Here is a 17,396-nt window from a genome sequence, read left to right as displayed (position 1 = left end):
TTATAAAATAGCTGCATGCAGTGGACACGAAGCATGGTGGATAACGGATACGGAGGGCGGCCGTTCTCGCCCTTGGGGTAATAGCGGGCGATCTTCTTTTCCATGCGTTTCCATGGGATCAGCTTATCCATTCGCTCCAGAAAGATTTCCCGGCGGGTCTTACGCTTCTTATTCTGGTATTCAGCTTCGGAGAAAGTCATCTGATCCATGGATAGTATTCCTGATGAGTGAAGTTGGCCGTATTATGACTGATTTGGGGAGTTATTCAGAGCCTCCCTAGATAGCGATATTATTCTAAGCCTACATCATCAGGTAACTATTTATGCAGTGGATATACAACAAAAGATTGAAAACTTTTTAGTCGAAGTCGCAGAAAAAGAATCTGTCTCAAAAGCAGACCTAATTGATGTATTTGACAAAATATCCCTGCTTAACAAAAAGGTAATGGGCGTTTCTAATTTTGCTACAAAAGCTAACTTTAGACTCCAGTCTGAAAAGATAAAGGCAGATTTATCTGAGTATATCGAGCAATACATAACTGATGTCGCTCAACAAGTCTCTTTTGGAAGGTTCTCTATTACTGTTGAGCGAGATAAAAATGGCTTTATACAAGAGTTCAAGCCAATAGACGTTTCTGTCGTAATAGATAATTTGATCTCAAATGCCAAGAGAAAACGCCATAGAGCTACGAAGATTGCTTTTAAAATAACTCATCCTACTAAAGATACCATCCATATCGAGGTTCGTGACGATGGCCGAGGATTTGACAGAAATATAGATGACCTGAATCGCGTCTTTGAAAAAGGCTTTACTTTAACAGATGGTTCCGGGTTGGGGCTGTTTCATGTAAAACATGTTCTTGGAGAAATGAACGGGACGATTGAAGCAATCCGCCCTGAAAGCGGTCAAGGGGCTGAGTTTTTAATAAGGATATCAAAATGAGATTAGATTTTAACGTATTATGGGTTGAGGACCAACAGAACAATGTAGAATCTCAGCGCGATCGAATTAATCTTCTAATATCGAGACATGGTTTTAGACTAAATGTGGAATTTGCTTCATCGGTAGAAGAAGCGAAAGGATATCTCTCTAATGATATATTTGGCGACCATATCGATTTAATTCTTATGGATTACGACCTTGGAGCAGGAGGTAAGGGAGATACAGGTCTTGAAGAGGTTCGAAAGATTTTCCCATATAAAGATATTATATTCTATTCAGCTCAAGCACCAGATCTCGCGAAAATGGTAGCCGAAAAGCAAGTAGAAGGTGTGTTTTGCTCTCGCAGAAACGATCTGCCAGATACTGTGGAAGGAGTTTTTGAAGCGCTGGTAAAAAAAGTTTTAGATATCGATCACTCCCGTGGAATAGTGATGGGAGCAACAAGCGACATAGATCATATAATTAACGAGTGCCTGATTCTCAGCTTTAATAACAGTGATGGCTCCGCCCAAGATAAAGCATTTAAAGAAATAGAGAAGCTTATCAAGAAAAAAACTAAGAAATTCGGTAAGTCTATTGAAGCTGTCCGAGCTTTAAAAGGTATTGAAGAGCTACAACAACACCACCACATTTATACAAGTGCAGACAGGCTAGATTTGCTGAGAAATATACTTAAATATATCAATTATGACGCGGATACTATTTCAGAAATAGCAAATTATCTTTATAGTGTAATACCCTCACGAAATGATTTGGCCCATGTTAAAGTTGTAATCGATGGCTTTTCTAGAAAGCTTTATGGCCGAGATGACAAAGAGCTTACGAGTGAGGACATGAAGCGGTTACGACATGATCTATTAAAACATCAAGACCTATTTGAGACTCTAAGGCATCAGCTGCTAGAGAGTTCCCAGAAACCTGATTCTCCCTAAGAATTCGATCGAAAGTTCTTCCTATAGCCTCAGCAACTAATGGAGGTACGGCATTAGCCACCTGAGTAAATCTCGGAACCTCCTTCTTCCTACGATCGCCTCCAGTAGTATATTTACCTTTAAATTCAAACCAGTCAGGAAAACTTTGTAGCCGCGCGTTCTCGCGCACAGTCAACGTCCTCGGCTCTTTATAGTGAATCAAGTCATCTGGCATACTTGTGATTGTCGGTGACGTGCTATTTGGATCAAGAACACGGATGGCACACTTTCTCAAACCAAAGCTTGCTTTAAGTTCGGCAGATAAAGCAACATTGAGTCTCCCACTTTCTTGGCAATTCTTAATTATTTTTTCAAATCTATCAACGATATGTGGTTGGTGGCGAGCTAATCTAGTGTTCGTGACATCACCAAGCCCAGCATTCATAATTTTTTGATAGTTTGTAATAGCACCCCTGTACAAAATTTCCTCAAACCCTTTAGTATCTCTACTTTCAGTTTTGCCATTTCTAGACACCTCGAAATCTGAGATGGCTGATTCAGAAGTAACAGGGATACAATTTAAGCCTTTTAGCCGTAAGAACTCATATCTATCCCGCTCAATAATTTCAAAGGGGTCTGAGTCTATCGCGTCACACAAATCCAAGCGAATAGCCACGATAAAGAATCGATGCCTGTTTTGCGGAACACCAAAGGTTGAGGTATCTAACAGTTGAGAATGGACACGATACTTTTCAGACAATGCATCAATAATCTTCCTTGCGTAATTGATTTTCCCTTCAGTAGGCGATGCACTGTCAAAATCATGAGTGATGCCTTTGACATTCTCGATCAGGACAATTTTTGGGCATATCAAATTAACGAACTCAATATATGCCTCAACCAAACTATTTCGAGGGTCGTTTGGATCTCGACGTCCAGCCGTTGAAAACCCCTGACATGGGGGGCCTCCAACCAACATATCAACTTGCCCACTTAAAGAGGCAAGTTTTTCACCGTAATCTCCTAATACCTCATCAACACTTAAAGCTTTCTGAGGCAACCATTCAGGCCAATCAAAAAAATCTCCTCGATCAGTAACAACTAAATTGTCATAAAGTGATTGGAAAGCATTTATATCTTTTTCTATTGCACATAGCCCTTTCCACCCAGCTTGGACTAATCCAAGACTCAGGCCACCGCAGCCGGCAAATACGTCAATAAAAGTTGGCTTTTTTGCTTCAGGCATATTTCAATCCATTAGGCTATTCTTACTTCTAATTGCCAAAAAACTCTCAATTTCAATACTATGCCTGAACCCCGACTAAATTACCAGGTCGTGCGATCAGCCAATTAGAGTCAACCTGCAACCATTTGTTTATTATAGGAAAAAATAAATTTTAGTGTATAAATATCGCTATAATAATCGCTCTAAACTACCTAACGCACGCATAATGTTCATGAAAAGCAATTTCCTGATGCTAGTAACACTAGCTAAACATCATGGAATTTTGAAATCTATAATGACACCCTTATTTTAGATTCACTATGCTCTATACCTTGGTCTGCTGTCTGTAACCAAGCCGCTATAGCGTTGATATCAGGCCAATTCAGCTCTGAGTCTCTAGAGCCACTCAGCCAATTCTCATCCAGCTCAACCGCATGATCCAACCACCCCTTCTCCATGAGATCAATACCAAGAATCTGCTCTAACGCCCACCCTGCAATCCTTCGAAGTTCAAGGATCTTCATGCACTGAACCACCCAAGACAGCATATCTTCACGTTTAGCAGCCCCTACTGCAATTAAGCAAGATCGTTCCGGTTCGGGGTGGTCTTGTAATATTTCTATTAACTGATCAGCAGACTCTCTGCCTAGATACTGGAATACAGCTTTCAACATACGATCACGATAAGGTCCAACCTCAAAGACTAAGGGACCAATGGGCAAGGTTTCAGGAGAAACACCCAAGTGTATTAGTCTTTCTGATACAACAACCTTTTCAGGTGTGTCCATGTCATCCACCATGTCGAGTAACGCTGGAACCGCTTCAGGGCTGCAATATTCACATAGAGCCCGGATGGCCACGGGATTGTTTGCATCTTTGGCAGCTTTCATGAGAGCCATCCAGGGCCGCTCTGGCAAGACATCCATATTAATTAAGGCACAAAATCCAAGAGCGGCATGAGCAGGCTTGCCTGAGCGAACCATTTGAGTACATAACTGCTTAACGTTGTCATCTGGACACCAAAGAAGCGCATCCAACAGTGCATGCCATGTTACATAGTCTTGAACGCCCTGATCGACGTAAGATTTGAAACGATGTAGATCAAACGGATGCAATGCGAGTAAGGTGCCGACAAAATATTCGCCTCCCCAGGAGGTATCCAAAGCTTCGTCGATGCTTTCCCATGCAGCTTGTCTAAATAACTGTGCCCCTCTTAAAGTTGGAGCTAGGCGTTGTTTAAGTTTTTCAATGTAATCGCCATCTGGTTCAGGAACCTGTCGTTGATTCCACCATTGGTCCCAAAGGGAAGCCGCCTCATCAACAAAGCCAGACAGCACATCAGGAACATAAGGCAGTCGCTCAGTCATCTCACATTACCGTATTTTTCTTGTTGTGAAATAACGGGTCGCCCAGGCGGCAAACGTTTTTCCCCTCAAATTTCACATCGAAGCTATACATCATGAACTCCGCGGTGTTCTTTATCGTGCCAGATTTAATGCCACCGCCCGCGGTACCACCTTCGTCCCCCGTTGAAGTGGCATATTGTGCTGTCTTGATCGAAGCCATTTGGCCATCAGTCTTGATGGTCTTCGTTCCTTTCGTCAGATTGCTGGACATCGCAATATTCGGATACGGAATAGGGACTGGGCCACCGGGTGTTGGAGTCTTACAAACATCTGGAAAGGCGATACTTTTACCACCACTCCCTTTATGGGAAATACCGCGATTATTAGCAAATATGGTCACTGCCATGGAAACCGTCCTTATTTCATTTCACTTCGAGGTTCGTTGTTGCAAACATTTAAATGCTGCAAATTGCCCTGGCTTTCGGATTTGTACATAACCGCTGCTCCTCGGGTTTCATAGTCGGAAGCACACCATGTCAAAACAGGTCCTTTAATATGGTCTTCTTCAAGCAGCGCATTCGTCAGAGCAAGCAATACCGGTACAGTCGCAGCCCCAATATCTCCATAGCAGTCTGCTGGATGCATAATACCAGCGCTGTCCGCCATCTGATTGTCGCTTAACCGGCTCACCGCAAAGCCCCATTCCTTAATCGGTGCAGACTCGCCATTTAAGCCGCAGATGACTTCTCGTACCGGGTCATGAATAAAGTGACATGCTTCATGAAAAGCCTCCGTCAATCCCTTACCCAAACATACCTCTTCACTGTAAAAATGGGCACTCTCCCGGCTTACTTGCGGTTTACCTAGCTTAACTGTGGAGGCTTCATCGTTAGCCACCAATAGCAGGCAACCAGCCCCCTCTCCAGGGAAGAAACCATCGTTCGTATGCGGTAATAGCAGACGGCCATCCTTTTCCCAGTGGGCCAGAGCTCTGGGACAGCGGCAACTGTCAACACCAATGACAAGTGCCTGTCTGGCATGTCCTGCCTCTAGCAGACCCCAGGCATCTGCCAAAGCCCTATATCCCCCTGCTCGCCCCAATAGATACAGACGACTATCCAGCCAGTTGATATTTATACCACTGAGGCGTTGCACCTCTTGCAGTGTCTGCAGTCCTTGGGGACTCAGTCCAAGATTGTCCGGTAGGTTAATGAACACTGGCATACCCAAGTCGGTATTAATACCAAGCTCAAGCTCTTCCAGGGCCAATTGAAGTAGCTGCAGCATCCGCCGGTAACGGCCGCTTGGTTGCCGAGAAATCTCCTTGTCTAATGTAGGAAGACAATCATCCAATAAAGTCGCCATCCTGATCGGCGATTTTTTTGACGAGAGATAGGTGGATTCCCTAACCATACTGATCCCGGCCTGGACGGCAGCGGCATTGACAGCGGTGCCAGGGCCAAGAGCCGTCACAACACTGGATGAGGCGATAGAGATGTTCACGACTATTCGGCCCCTGTCCTACACAGTCTCAACAGGAAATGCAGAAATACCCCATCCACCAGGATAAGGATTCGCTTTCAGTGCATTAATAATGGACTCATGGACAATGATCGTGCTGGGAGAATGAGGAATCCGAAATATACTGGCACCCATCACCGCCTCTTGTTTAATCACAATTTCGTCAAAATCGACGAGAGGAGGGGCATCATTCGGGCTTCCACTGATCAAAAATGATTCTGATTGGTCCATATCGACACAATCGATCATCCCCAAGATATTGACCGCTTGATGAGAATCCCATTCCTGGTTTGTCTCAGGATTTATCATCCGAACAGGAAATAACTGAAGATTATCAGCACCGCAGTTTTGAAGAACCTCTATCAATGATGCATTCATCATCGGGAACGACGTTGGCCCCACAAGAGGTCCTGGAGGATTGTCATTCGTGTAGTTAACCTCTACGTTAAACTCATGAAACTCTGGAAGTGGTATCAGTCCGCCTCTAATGAAGTTAATCTTCGAGGTCATGGATGGCTTCTTCTGAACCCCATAGTCGCTGTATATGTTTGATCGAATTTCGTAGTACATGGATATCTCTTGCTTCCCTTAAAGTGTCAGTGTTTTATGCGGACAAATAGGTTTGTGATAATCCAATGCCAGCTTGGAAATAAAATATTTCCATCGCCTTGGATTAGCCAGAAGGTCTCGCTCCACTTTGGCAGACACTCGATCCAATTTTGAATTGATTTTCCAGTTGGGCTTGAACGGCCCCTTATCTGGGTCAATATCCTCACATAACTGACATCCTTCTACCCAGGCGATTACATTGTCATTTAACGCGTCCAAGAGTGCTATCAGCCTGTCTTTATACGACTGGTGATAGCGACCATCGGGATCTTCCGGGTCAACGATATCATGAGGCCCCAAGTGAAACTGCCCTTTACCAGCATCCATACTCTTGAAAGCGACTTCTTTTTTCTTATCGTAGGTTAATTCCCCCCACTTCTTGCCATCGATCAAGCCTTTGGGTTTGGAGGGAAGCCATATTCCGTTGTTGCCGTTATTGACTGAGTATCCTGTGTCCTTGGTGATTTTTCCCTTGCTTTTACATATCCACTGCTCGATATCATGTCCTTTCAGCGCTTGGTTTCCGCTGATAGCATGGTGGGCCTGACAGGAATAATCACCAAACTCATTATCATGGTATATCGGAGCAGGCTGTGGTTTCGGTGAGACAGGGTTTTGTCGCTCGTTGTCTCCATTTTGGGGCCGGGCATTAGGCTGCTCACTCACCAATTTACTTGGTGTGATCATGATATTCGCCAACTTCTTGGAGTTATTCTTGACCCCAGGATAGGTGACGAAGTTTGTTTGATCTTTTTCCACTGGACAAAAAGGGCACTCAATTTCTGGCTCTGTGTGCACCGTTGGGGTAGTAATCGGCTCACCTATCTCCATTTTCTTCCTCTAGTTTTCTAACTTTTCATCCATAGGTCACAGGGTTGCTACTTGCAGGTAGAATCATGTTTAGACATTAGGTATAAAACAGCTAAACGCCTAATCGTATTCTGACTGACTTCAGTTTTCCCACTTTGCGCTCACAGGGAAACAAAGCCCGCATAACCAATTGCTGACGGTTTTGCTCCGGCTCCAAAATCAGGGTTTCCATCCTTAGTGGAAGGGCATGCTGATCCCCACTGAAATCAATCACTGCACTTAGTACACATTCCGGCACCATGGATTGAATCAGCGGCCGCTCCGGATGGGTATGGGTGATCGAAATAGGCTCGCCTCCCAGAAAATACTGATTCAAAGCACTCAGCCCTGGGGACCCGCTCATGAAGTGGCGACGATCAAAGTCTGCCGGTAACACTGGGGCCCGATATTTTTGCCACTGCTCATCATAGGTGCCGACATAACTGAGGCGGGGCTCCCAGGTTGGGGAGACATAACCCACGCCAATCGGTAGCGGCTGATCCTTCGGTAATTCAATCAGGTGTTTGGGATCTTCAATGTTGGGTAAGGGCTGCCCTATCATCTCCGAGGTAGAGCGTTTGCCCCGGAACCCTTTGCCGACAGGATTGTAGGGATGGACCTGCATGGAGTTCGGCCCTGGCGGCAGATCAGGGTTAAAATGATGCTGGCCACCAAAGGCGTTTTCAAAACACAAGGGCATCGTAATAAAAGGTTCGGGCTCGCTATGCCCTGACCATTCCCAATGACGATCGCCATACACTGCTAATGCCTGCTGCAAAGCTCCTACCTGAACATGAACCACCAGCTGCTGATGGGGCTTGGCTTGCGGCGCCCAGGCATTGCCAATCAATACACAACTGAGCCCTGGTTGAGGCAGGTGATTTTCCGCCGCATACTTCAGGCTGGACTGCTCCGGTTCGCCATGAAACTGATTTTGGCTAACGATAGGCGCCTGTTCCGGATGTAATCGCGGTGTTCCATCCAGCGAGAACGACGCTTTGGCCACCACCAGTACGGCGTCTCGACCCGTTTCATCACGGATCACATCCAATTGGGCAGCGAACGGAGTTTGGTTAATCAGTTGCAGCATGAATGAAGCTCTGTCGATCTCTTCCTAAGTTCTTGGCACGTGCTCTAGTTGAGTTGGATACTGCCGCCTTTGATGCGCTGGGATCCTCGGGCGCGGCTAAGAATTTGCTCGCCCTGTAGGAGTATCTTACCGTCCTTGTTCAGGGTCAGACGGGATTTTCCGCAGCGCAGCGTGATGGAGCCTTCGGCCTGGATCTCCAGATCCTTGCCATTGTAGCTCACTTTGGGTTGTTCCTGGGACGAGATGTCGATGGTCGCTCCCAATGCCTGGGTATGGGCGACGGATTGATCCAGGCGACTATACAGAAAACCGACAATAATCGGCTGACCGCCGGCATTACGGGCGAAAGAGATCGCAATGTCACGACCTGCATCTTCGTTTGAGACGGGTACTGTTGCCAACGCCGCCTGAGGATTTTGACTGGAGGCTTCGTCCCAGGCCACCCTAGGATTTCCATCCGTATCGATGTCCACAATCCATCCTACCAACAACCCAGATCCCTGGTCGGTTTCTGAAGTGGCATGTTTGGTTTCGTTACGAAGTTCGGTCGTCATTATTCACCCTGTCCGTTTGGCGATATCAATCTGGATGGCTTGGAACACAAGATGTGGTCTGTAAATGCAGCCATCCAATGTAATACAAAATATCGCTTCATATCAGTCGTAATCCCCCCTAAACCTTTCGTTTACCCGAATGCCGAAAACACGTTCTTTTTCATAATGTTTCGCATCGCTCATAACCCTCTACAGCCTTCTTCAAGAGCGACAGAGCACTGACATTTTGCCTTGCCAACGGAGCCTGGTTTTCTACCATTGACGCCTTTTCCAAATGACGGCTGGCGACAGTCGCCAGGAGATCATTGGAAGAGGACTGGGTGGGAACTGTCACCGCCAGGATCATCAATCCGTACCGTATTAACTGCCAGCCTTTTTCCACCAGGGATCGCTGAGTCTTAATGGCTGATTGCGGAACCGCTGCAAACGGTCTCATATTGGGATGTACCGGAGTCGTCCATACTTGGGTCTGTCCCTCCTCTGGAACAGTCGGCTGGACTTCCGATACCTCGGAGACAAAACCGAAACGGGATTTCCATTGCTGAATTCCCTGGCGTTTTCGGTATTTGTTGAGACCGTTCTGGGCCAGTTGTTGAATCTGCGCGATATCTGACAAACGTTCGGAGGCGATCTTGTGCATCAGTCCATCCACCAACGGTTGAAAAGCTCGCAATGTCCCCGGCAATTTAGGCACGGGTGTATTCAGATGATTCACCAGCAAGGACACACTGGAATCTCCCTGGAACGGCGCATACCCGGTTAGCATTTCATGCAGCATGACCCCCAGACTGTAGAAGTCTGAATCAGCTGTTACCGGAAAGCCCTGCGCCTGTTCGGGACTCATATAGCGTGGTGTACCAATCACGGTACCGATGACAGTGCGTTGGTGATCTTCATCCAGGGTTTTCACCACACCGAAATCGGCAATCACCGGGGTCCCGTCATAGCGAAACAGAATGTTTTCCGGCTTGATATCCCGGTGCACACAATCTTGCAGGTGGGCGTAGTTCAACGCCTGGGTGAGTGTATCGAGGTAGCCCACCACGGTTTCCGGATCCATGCCCTCGCGGATACGCTGTTTCATATCGCCACCGGGCAGATACTCCATGGCCATATACGGCAGTCCATCGACCGTACCCACATCGTAGATGGTGACAATATTCGGATGGTTCAGCCGAGCCACAGTGCGGCATTCGATATCGAAACGGCGCCCGAAGTCGGGATCAGCCGCACAAAAGGTCGACATCACCTTCAACGCCACCAGCCGACCTAAAACGAGATGCTTGGCGAGATACACGGTGGACATCCCGCCTTGTCCCACGACGCGATAGACTTCATAACCTGGTACGGAAATCATCAGTGTTATCCCTTTGCTGACTACAACGTCAAAATCATCAATTCAACACAGAAGAGTGAGCGATCAGTTTCCCGAAAGCAGGCCATCGGCCGTTCGGAAGTCTGAGTTTTTCTGGCCGGCCAGTGTTTCCCAGTCAATACACCCCAGACAGGTTTGACGACTGTGTATGTGGATTTTATTGGTTGGTTGATCCAGTCGATGGGTCTGCCACTCAATGACGGCAGTTGGATCACAATGGGGGCACAGATCGATGTTGGTGTTTTCCATAACGCTCTTCCTGATTTAATCCTTTAAAGGAAACTGTTCATTACGTTTACGGCGAGGCAGTTTAAAGATTGATCAAAAAGTTGCCAATAGGCTAAATGGGCTATCGGCTGTGCGAGATTTCTTACAAGGACAGTGACTAATATATAGAAACATAAGCCTCTGAAGGTCGCCCGAAGAGAAAATTGGGGAATGTGCTATCTTTTTAGTTGTAGTCAATATCGACTGGTGGAAGATCGTTTTGAACCCATGGCGGACATTAATGGTTCAGCACTGGTTATGAATTTTTCTCAATCTGGTCGAGTAGAAGAGTGACGTATATCGCATCAACGAAGTGTATTTTTTGTGCGATCCTACCAGCCCTAACAATCATTCCCACGTAGAAGAAATAACCGTCAAAGCGAGCAAATACTGGCCCTCCGCTAATCCCGTTTAGATCACAGGTGAAGTCATCGCAGTCGATAGTGTAGACATCATTACCAAGCTGATCACTACTTAACTTTCCAATGGCAATAAGTGGTGGCGTTTCGAGCTTCATTGCTTCGTAGTCATACCGGTTATCGACGTCGGGGTAACCCACAGCAAAAATCTGCTGCCCGGTTTTAAGTATGTTGGCTGGCATCCAGAACTCTTTCATCCGCCAGGTATGCCAACTCAGCTCTTCGCCGCCAAAATCTGGCTCCTTATCAATTTGCCAGACAAAGATATCTTCAACTTCTTCCCGACATTCGTGATTAGGGTGGTTAGAAGTTGAGGCACCGACTAAAGGTAGTGCAACTTTATATCCCGGAATAAATATACGCAGGTGCTGAGGATTCACTCCCTGATTATCAATCACGTGTTTGGCGGTGATCGCAAACTGTTTGCCACCCCATTGAGCTAAGAACAGCGTACCTATTCCCCAGATGAAATCTCCCTCTGTTTCTTGGAAGAATACCGGCCGTGTTCCTGTCACCAAGGCAGTATATATTTCATTGATAGACAGTTCATATCGAGAATTGTGTGGGCTAGAGTCCATAGAGCACCTAGAGACAACATGGCTACTTAAATTTAGTCTGTTTGTCCTTTTTGAATTCGCTTAGCCATTTTTTCCTTAACCAATTCACGTGCCTCCTCTGCAAGGCGCTCGGGCCCTCCCTCGCTTTCTAGCAGGCGAACCAAAGCTTCTGCAGGATCCTCCCATTCAGAATCAATTTTGTTCGCTTGTGAGGGCGGCCAGGATTCAAGTAGATCAAACTCAATGCTGTGGGGATCGGCCCGAAACATTGTATTGATATCAAAACGTTCATCTCGACCGCTCTCCCTGAAGGTGTAGGAGAAGGTCACGATCATCAAATTTTGCTCGCCAGTGACCTCTACTAGGTTAAGAGGAAAGACCGTCTCAAATCCACTCCCTGGTAGCGTGAAGTCCTCCATCGAAAGCTGAATATTATGTGCATCGCAGAGTACTTGGCGTAATTCCTCATGGTCTTTCGCTTTGCTTTCCATGCCTGGCGAAAACAGATCCTCATCACAGACACCTTGAAGTAGCCCATCCCGCTTTGCCCGCAAGATTAATGCTTTTGCCTCGGAGGCAGGCAATTGCCGGCGACGGAATGCGCCCACCGGCAAATTGTTCAAAGTCAGGCTCCCGAACGATAAGTATAATTTCTTCATGTCCTCAGCCTATTTAAAGGTGTATTGATATTAGCCCAGTAAGCGCTCATTCTCTACATCCCAGCGGACTAGCCTCAACAAACCAGTAAATATACAGGTAGGAACCAACCAAGTGCGAAATTTCAGCCCTCAAATTTCGAATGGTATAGTAGTCGGGTGTGGCTAATACAGTGGAGCGGTGATGGGAAAGCATTATGAGCCTTTGGATGACAGGGACAGAGAAGATATCGAGCAAGGAAATGCACAAGCAGAGGAGTTGTTGAGAGAACTGGAATCCCCTTCAGGTGCACAACGACTCGGAGACGAAGCCTATGAGCTAGCGATGAGGGAGCTCAAGAACGGACTGGCTAAGCACATCGAATCGCGCCCGGAAGTGATGGTAGGAAAACCTTGTATAAAGAGGACGCGGATACCTGTGCAGACCATACAGGAAATGCGTGAGTCAGGCATGACCTACGCTGAAATCATTTCTGACTTTCCCAGTTTGACCGAAGCAAAGATCGATGCGGCCCTGGCGTACCCAACGTTTAACAGGTCAAAAAGCTCCTGAGCTTCTGTAAGCAGTAGTTTGCTTGACGTACCTTGAACAGGTTTCTACGAGGACTTTTCCGGGGAAGTTACGATCATTTCTCGTGGCTCTGCATCTCTTGCTGAGCCCGATTGGGGCATGGCAAACTTCCGCCCCACAGAATGAGGGTTTCAAGCTTCATTTTGACCGATGCATTGCCAAATAGCTGATTGATTTGCTTGCAGCAAGCTGCCAGGTTTTCTACCAGATCAGATCCACCCTGTGAACTTGGGATGATGTGATCGATCATAGCATCCTCCAGTTTGAGGTGGTTGCGACAATAAAAACACTTCCCGCCCTGGGTAAATAGTAGCCGCTGTAGTTTATGCTTTGCCATGGGTTAACCATTACTTTGGCTGGATGACATGGACCCCGCTATGCACAGACCCATATAGGCCTCACGGAAGGTTATCCTGATAATGTAAGAACCAACTGCAGCATCGCTTTAATTATAGATCGTCCAAGTAAGATGGCTAGCCGGGCAAGTGATACTTATCGGCGTCTGCAGCCAATAAATTGATAAAGGATGTATATCATAATGGACATTGACACTACTGAGTTTGAAAACGCTCTGTATCGAGAATGTGCAGATTCCTTCGCGGCAATTATTCGCGAACAAGCCCAGTCCGGAATATATCTGATCGGTCTGTACCACAGTGGTGGAGGGAGTTGGAGCCCCATTGTACACACTTACCTCGGATTGGATCAGGTTGTCGGGGAGTACTTGTCATCCTCATATGCTCAAGGGAGGTGTGAAGCGTCATTACGTAGGGATCTAAGATGGTCATCTTGTGATATGCCTATACATGGCGACTATGAAAGCCATTTAGCTGTATCTGAGCAACTCCTGCAACAGATGAGCGAAAGGGTTGACGAAGCATTCGAGTTAGTGGAAGACCCTGAAGATGTATCCATTCTTGATGAATTTGATACGGCAATTCGGTCCGCGATCACGCGCGTGTTAATGAAATTGGAGCAAGAACAACTATTTGCCCCTTTGGGGAATCGTGATGGGTTTGTGGTCGGAATTGTATGCGGGGATGAAAGTATCAAAGACAAGCATCGCGCCACGATTCCCCTCAATCCGGAAAGCAGTCTCCGGGAACTGGCCGAAGATGCGGCATATTTTGAGGAGGAAAGTCGGCGCTTATTTGATCAGACTATCATGATGCAGCAAACACGAAAATGTTGGTCGAATTAAAGCCTGACGTACATGGCCTAGTTATCAGTTATCAGTGACGTGCGAACAGTCAGCATGGATGAGGCAGAATATTATTTTTGTTTCTGAATCTGAAATTTATGCGCAATTATGCGTCCTATGCATAATTATGCAAACGACAGATAACTTTTGAATATTGAATAAATTAGCGGCGTACACTGAAGTACTCTATCAGCTGAGCTGAGTACATGATGTGCGAGTCAAATATGACGGTGTAATTTGGGCCCATTCGCAGTCCGATTCTTGATCGAGAGCATTTTGTCGTATCTACACTTTTAGATACTATGGGTACAATATGCATTCGAATAAACCAATTAATACGCAAATACGTTCAAGAATAAGTAAACATCTAAGCCCAGAAATGGAGCAGTCTTTAATAACTCCCAATGGCACCTGTAATAACTATGCACCAAAACGACTCACAAAGAATTCTCTTGGCTTGAGGAAATTCCTGAATTTTGAAAAAAGCGGCAAAGCGAATCTAGATTGAGTTTTGAACTCTTTCTATTCTCATATGCATGCTTGTAACAAATCACTCTGCCATAACCGAGTTCCTCAATTCCTGTATTCAATGCATCCCTAAGACCTGAGCCTTTTTTTCTCGCTATTATCTCTAAACAATGCTCTACAACCTCATTTGGATTACGATCAACACCTAAGAGAAATGGGGATAAAAATCCGCCCTCTGATTTTTTACACTCAATTTCTATCCAGTAACCATTGATATTCTCGATAGACACCTTAACAACGAGGGCACACCTCGGAGTCCCATTGATATAGCCAGCTTCTGTAGGTTCTGCAGGAGAAACCAGTCTCCAACTGCGCCGAGGCCAGCAACCACTATTCCTTGCTTTCTCATCTAGCAAATTCCAGCAACTTACTCCTCCACGTACAATAAGCTGGAGAGCTGTTGAGGGTTGGAAAATTGAATAGCTATGGATTGAGCCATTTCCCTTTAGTAACCGAAAAGCCTCCAGCAAGAATTGAAAACGTCTATCTGGAGCCCTAAAGAGTATGTTTGCTTTACCTTGAGGAAGATTATTCTGCCCATAGCCTGCCTCTCCCGTTGATACATTATCACCATCTTTAACTGGCGGCTTAGGTGGACTAGTTCCTACATATTTCTTACTTGACTGTTTTTCAAGTTTCCCTACAGGAGGACTAGTTAGCCAAGTTTCATCATCCATAACCAGATCAGTACTAGAAGACTCTTTATGAGAATCGTTATTATTATCTACAGAAGTGTTCTTATTCGGTTTTTTCCTGCCTTTTGGTCTAGATGAATAGGGTCGAGGCTTATCAACTTCCTCAACCTCCTTTCCTATCTCTCCGCTATTGAAGCGTCCAAATTTCATAGGGGGAATATATTCGGGGATGCTGCAACCATGGATTTTGGTTACTAAAAATTTCCTGCGGTAATTTATGCCTTTAACTCGAAGTCTAGGTAACCAATATCCTCTAACAGTCATTTCTAATGGGCTGTCTGTCGTTCTGAAAGGTATTTTTGCATTGGAATACCAAGGTAGATCCCGATCCCCACGGCGATCAATTAACGAATTCGAATATACCGACTCAGCACAAACTCGAGCATATGGATCAAAATGTAGAATTGCCAAGTGACGACCGTAGCAGTTATCAATATCCCTTTCTAAAACAAGATGCCATTCACCATTATCAGCTATCTGAGTCTTTAACCCAGACTCCATTTCTCCAAGGAATATCACGTTTTTCTTAACCTTACTCCAAGGTCCAGTGGTGAAGGTCTGTGCAAGCTTTGTAGAAGGAGCATAAAATCTTCTAAATATGACAGTCCTAGGAATAACTACATCTATGTCGCCTTGTTGAAAAAGCAAACATCTGGATTTGGGGTACCTATTTCTAGGACCAAAGTACTCAAATCGGTTTAATACTCTATATGGAAGGTCTTTACGCCACCCCTCAGGACTTTGAATAATGTCGTTAAGTGACACCTCATTACAAGAGTCCTCCACATCCGGTAAGGAAAGTGACAAAGGTGAGGTGGGAATATGCCCCACCAGCTCTGTCCTTTGATAAATCGCTCCAATTGTCATCAATGGAAGGCTTCCAGCTAAAACCCAAGAATGAGAATTGTGCAAAAATAAATCTCGGCTCTGATCATCACTAACAGGTCTTCGAAAGTAACTATCAATATCTCTGCTAGTAATATTGTTTATAAGTGATTTGTCAGAGAAAGGGAGCTTTTGCAGGAGCACAGAAACTGAGGGAGAACGAGTGGAGCGATGAAGTAACTTAAACTCATCTATCCACTTGATAAACCATAAATTATCGTCGTTTGGAAATTCACAAATCCTTGTCATGGCAAAAATCCTACCACAAGATTTTCACCCAGTCGCTCTTTTTAATGTTCTATCGCAGAATTAGCTAGAATTCACAGCCACCTCCCACCAGAGCTACAGCCGAGGCGGTATGATGCGGGGCGCGAAATCTTCGTTGGCGCCACAATAACGGATCAACCTCTTGGCCCGCGACCGAAGCAACAGCCGCGGCCTCAAGTGCGTCTTCTTCAGACAGTTCCGGCAGGATTCCTGGGAGCCGGGAGGCCAACATGGTTTTCCCGGTTCCCGGCGGGCCAAACATCAAAAGGTTATGGCATCCTGCCGCCGCAATTTCCAGGGCCCGTTTGGCTTGGAACTGGCCTTTGATATCACGCATATCCATCCCGGCCCGGTCAGTATGAGGCCTGGAATCCAGCACTTCTTTCATATCCGGGATAAAGTGGGACAGTAGTTGCTGTCCACACAAATGAGCGACCAACGAAGTGAGCGACACGACCGGATAGACTTTAAGATTACTTACCAGGCTGGCTTCATTTAAATTTTCCGAGGGAACAAAGGCGGCGGCCCCAGTGCGACTGCACTGTAGAGCCGCAGGCAGAATACCGGAGATCGGCCTGACCTCACCGGACAATGCCAGTTCACCATAAAACTCGTGTAGATGAATGGTTTCTTCAGGTATCTGACCAGATGCAGCAAGAATGCCGATAGCAATCGCCAGATCAAAACGGCCACCTTCTTTTGGCAAGTCGGCAGGAGCGAGGTTGATGGTTATGCGACGTGCTGGAAATTCAAATCCACTGTTCAGTAGTGCACTACGGACCCTATCCTTACTTTCTTTTACTGCCGCTTCAGGGAGACCGACAATGGAAAGCCCGGGTAGTCCATTGGACAAGTGAGTTTCTACTTTTACGGCCGGCGCTGAAACACCAGCCTTGGCACGAGTGGCCACTATGGCAAGAGACATATA

General features: G+C 46.1%; 20 protein-coding genes. 4 read left to right on the top strand and 16 right to left on the bottom strand.

Features of this window, described 5'->3' with window-relative positions:
• The coding region (locus F566_RS0105215) for an IS5/IS1182 family transposase (RefSeq protein WP_020405923.1) at window positions 1-209 on the bottom strand (209 nt) is incomplete at its 3' end.
• A 118-nt stretch (window positions 210-327) separates the two neighbouring features.
• Here F566_RS0105215 and F566_RS0105210 point away from each other — a divergent pair.
• Together F566_RS0105210 and F566_RS36795 are read left to right on the top strand one after the other, a co-directional pair.
• On the top strand, window positions 328-942 hold the full coding sequence (locus F566_RS0105210) for a sensor histidine kinase (RefSeq protein WP_020405922.1): 615 nt from the start codon (window positions 328-330) through the stop codon (window positions 940-942).
• Entirely contained in the window at window positions 939-1,874 is a 936-nt protein-coding gene (locus tag F566_RS36795) for a response regulator (RefSeq protein ID WP_020405921.1), read from the top strand. The genes F566_RS0105210 and F566_RS36795 overlap by 4 nt, the downstream gene beginning before the upstream one ends.
• On the opposite strand, the gene F566_RS36190 is transcribed toward F566_RS36795, so the two are convergent.
• From F566_RS36190 to F566_RS0105145, 12 genes are all read right to left on the bottom strand, one after another.
• Window positions 1,762-3,099 (bottom strand): DNA cytosine methyltransferase, encoded by a 1,338-nt coding sequence (locus F566_RS36190; RefSeq protein WP_083921011.1) that lies wholly within the window; start codon window positions 3,097-3,099, stop codon window positions 1,762-1,764. The two genes, F566_RS36795 and F566_RS36190, sit on opposite strands and share 113 nt — an antisense overlap.
• 269 nt (window positions 3,100-3,368) lie before the next feature.
• Entirely contained in the window at window positions 3,369-4,445 is a 1,077-nt protein-coding gene (locus tag F566_RS0105195; protein WP_020405919.1) for a hypothetical protein, read from the bottom strand.
• A 1-nt stretch (window position 4,446) separates the two neighbouring features.
• On the bottom strand, window positions 4,447-4,830 hold the full coding sequence (locus tag F566_RS0105190) for a DUF4150 domain-containing protein (protein WP_020405918.1): 384 nt from the start codon (window positions 4,828-4,830) through the stop codon (window positions 4,447-4,449).
• An 11-nt stretch (window positions 4,831-4,841) separates the two neighbouring features.
• Window positions 4,842-5,927 (bottom strand): hypothetical protein, encoded by a 1,086-nt coding sequence (locus F566_RS32010; protein WP_020405917.1) that lies wholly within the window; start codon window positions 5,925-5,927, stop codon window positions 4,842-4,844.
• Between the two features lie 18 nt (window positions 5,928-5,945).
• Complete coding sequence (locus F566_RS0105180; protein ID WP_026179774.1) at window positions 5,946-6,515, bottom strand: imm11 family protein; 570 nt, start codon at window positions 6,513-6,515, stop codon at window positions 5,946-5,948.
• A gap of 18 nt (window positions 6,516-6,533) precedes the next feature.
• Complete coding sequence (locus F566_RS0105175) at window positions 6,534-7,241, bottom strand: AHH domain-containing protein (RefSeq protein ID WP_157496667.1); 708 nt, start codon at window positions 7,239-7,241, stop codon at window positions 6,534-6,536.
• A 235-nt stretch (window positions 7,242-7,476) separates the two neighbouring features.
• Window positions 7,477-8,493, bottom strand: a complete 1,017-nt coding sequence (locus F566_RS0105170; protein ID WP_020405914.1) for a DUF2169 family type VI secretion system accessory protein — start codon at window positions 8,491-8,493, stop codon at window positions 7,477-7,479.
• 44 nt (window positions 8,494-8,537) lie between these two features.
• Complete coding sequence (locus F566_RS0105165; protein WP_020405913.1) at window positions 8,538-9,047, bottom strand: DUF6484 domain-containing protein; 510 nt, start codon at window positions 9,045-9,047, stop codon at window positions 8,538-8,540.
• A gap of 160 nt (window positions 9,048-9,207) precedes the next feature.
• Window positions 9,208-10,404: a serine/threonine-protein kinase gene (locus F566_RS0105160; protein ID WP_020405912.1), complete on the bottom strand. Its 1,197-nt coding sequence runs from the start codon at window positions 10,402-10,404 to the stop codon at window positions 9,208-9,210.
• A 63-nt stretch (window positions 10,405-10,467) separates the two neighbouring features.
• Window positions 10,468-10,671: a hypothetical protein gene (locus F566_RS0105155; protein WP_020405911.1), complete on the bottom strand. Its 204-nt coding sequence runs from the start codon at window positions 10,669-10,671 to the stop codon at window positions 10,468-10,470.
• 274 nt (window positions 10,672-10,945) lie between these two features.
• Complete coding sequence (locus F566_RS0105150) at window positions 10,946-11,686, bottom strand: trypsin-like serine peptidase (protein ID WP_020405910.1); 741 nt, start codon at window positions 11,684-11,686, stop codon at window positions 10,946-10,948.
• 32 nt (window positions 11,687-11,718) lie between these two features.
• Window positions 11,719-12,288, bottom strand: a complete 570-nt coding sequence (locus tag F566_RS0105145; RefSeq protein WP_157496666.1) for a hypothetical protein — start codon at window positions 12,286-12,288, stop codon at window positions 11,719-11,721.
• 217 nt (window positions 12,289-12,505) lie between these two features.
• On the opposite strand from F566_RS0105145, the gene F566_RS37285 reads away from it, so the two are divergent.
• On the top strand, window positions 12,506-12,874 hold the full coding sequence (locus F566_RS37285; RefSeq protein WP_020405908.1) for a DUF433 domain-containing protein: 369 nt from the start codon (window positions 12,506-12,508) through the stop codon (window positions 12,872-12,874).
• A 73-nt stretch (window positions 12,875-12,947) separates the two neighbouring features.
• Here the strand turns inward: F566_RS37285 and F566_RS35245 are convergent, their stop codons facing one another.
• The gene (locus F566_RS35245) at window positions 12,948-13,229 is read right to left on the bottom strand and encodes an HNH endonuclease (protein WP_083921010.1); all 282 of its coding nucleotides are present in this window, start codon (window positions 13,227-13,229) and stop codon (window positions 12,948-12,950) included.
• Window positions 13,230-13,430: 201 nt separating this feature from the next.
• Here F566_RS35245 and F566_RS0105130 point away from each other — a divergent pair, with 201 nt between their 5' ends.
• Complete coding sequence (locus F566_RS0105130) at window positions 13,431-14,093, top strand: DUF4303 domain-containing protein (RefSeq protein ID WP_020405906.1); 663 nt, start codon at window positions 13,431-13,433, stop codon at window positions 14,091-14,093.
• Between the two features lie 437 nt (window positions 14,094-14,530).
• Here the strand turns inward: F566_RS0105130 and F566_RS0105125 are convergent, their stop codons facing one another.
• Window positions 14,531-16,450 (bottom strand): hypothetical protein, encoded by a 1,920-nt coding sequence (locus tag F566_RS0105125; protein ID WP_026179772.1) that lies wholly within the window; start codon window positions 16,448-16,450, stop codon window positions 14,531-14,533.
• Window positions 16,451-16,514: 64 nt separating this feature from the next.
• Complete coding sequence (locus tag F566_RS32000) at window positions 16,515-17,393, bottom strand: magnesium chelatase domain-containing protein (protein ID WP_020405904.1); 879 nt, start codon at window positions 17,391-17,393, stop codon at window positions 16,515-16,517.
• Between the last annotated feature and the right edge of the window lie 3 nt (window positions 17,394-17,396).

The organism is Hahella ganghwensis DSM 17046 (assembly GCF_000376785.1).
In the GTDB taxonomy this organism is placed as follows: Bacteria; Pseudomonadota; Gammaproteobacteria; order Pseudomonadales; family Oleiphilaceae; genus Hahella; species Hahella ganghwensis.
This window is presented reverse-complemented; position numbering and strand designations above follow the sequence as displayed.

Coding starts and splice junctions, on each gene's coding strand:
- F566_RS36190 (WP_083921011.1), bottom strand. CDS start 3,099: ATGCCTGAAGCAAAAAAGCCAACTTTTATTGACGTATTTGCCGGCTGC.
- F566_RS37285 (WP_020405908.1), top strand. CDS start 12,506: ATGGGAAAGCATTATGAGCCTTTGGATGACAGGGACAGAGAAGATATC.
- F566_RS0105195 (WP_020405919.1), bottom strand. CDS start 4,445: ATGACTGAGCGACTGCCTTATGTTCCTGATGTGCTGTCTGGCTTTGTT.
- F566_RS0105160 (WP_020405912.1), bottom strand. CDS start 10,404: ATGATTTCCGTACCAGGTTATGAAGTCTATCGCGTCGTGGGACAAGGC.
- F566_RS0105180 (WP_026179774.1), bottom strand. CDS start 6,515: ATGTACTACGAAATTCGATCAAACATATACAGCGACTATGGGGTTCAG.
- F566_RS0105190 (WP_020405918.1), bottom strand. CDS start 4,830: ATGGCAGTGACCATATTTGCTAATAATCGCGGTATTTCCCATAAAGGG.
- F566_RS35245 (WP_083921010.1), bottom strand. CDS start 13,229: ATGGCAAAGCATAAACTACAGCGGCTACTATTTACCCAGGGCGGGAAG.
- F566_RS0105155 (WP_020405911.1), bottom strand. CDS start 10,671: ATGGAAAACACCAACATCGATCTGTGCCCCCATTGTGATCCAACTGCC.
- F566_RS0105170 (WP_020405914.1), bottom strand. CDS start 8,493: ATGCTGCAACTGATTAACCAAACTCCGTTCGCTGCCCAATTGGATGTG.
- F566_RS0105150 (WP_020405910.1), bottom strand. CDS start 11,686: ATGGACTCTAGCCCACACAATTCTCGATATGAACTGTCTATCAATGAA.
- F566_RS36795 (WP_020405921.1), top strand. CDS start 939: ATGAGATTAGATTTTAACGTATTATGGGTTGAGGACCAACAGAACAAT.
- F566_RS0105125 (WP_026179772.1), bottom strand. CDS start 16,450: ATGACAAGGATTTGTGAATTTCCAAACGACGATAATTTATGGTTTATC.
- F566_RS32000 (WP_020405904.1), bottom strand. CDS start 17,393: ATGTCTCTTGCCATAGTGGCCACTCGTGCCAAGGCTGGTGTTTCAGCG.
- F566_RS0105130 (WP_020405906.1), top strand. CDS start 13,431: ATGGACATTGACACTACTGAGTTTGAAAACGCTCTGTATCGAGAATGT.
- F566_RS0105165 (WP_020405913.1), bottom strand. CDS start 9,047: ATGACGACCGAACTTCGTAACGAAACCAAACATGCCACTTCAGAAACC.
- F566_RS0105175 (WP_157496667.1), bottom strand. CDS start 7,241: ATGATCACACCAAGTAAATTGGTGAGTGAGCAGCCTAATGCCCGGCCC.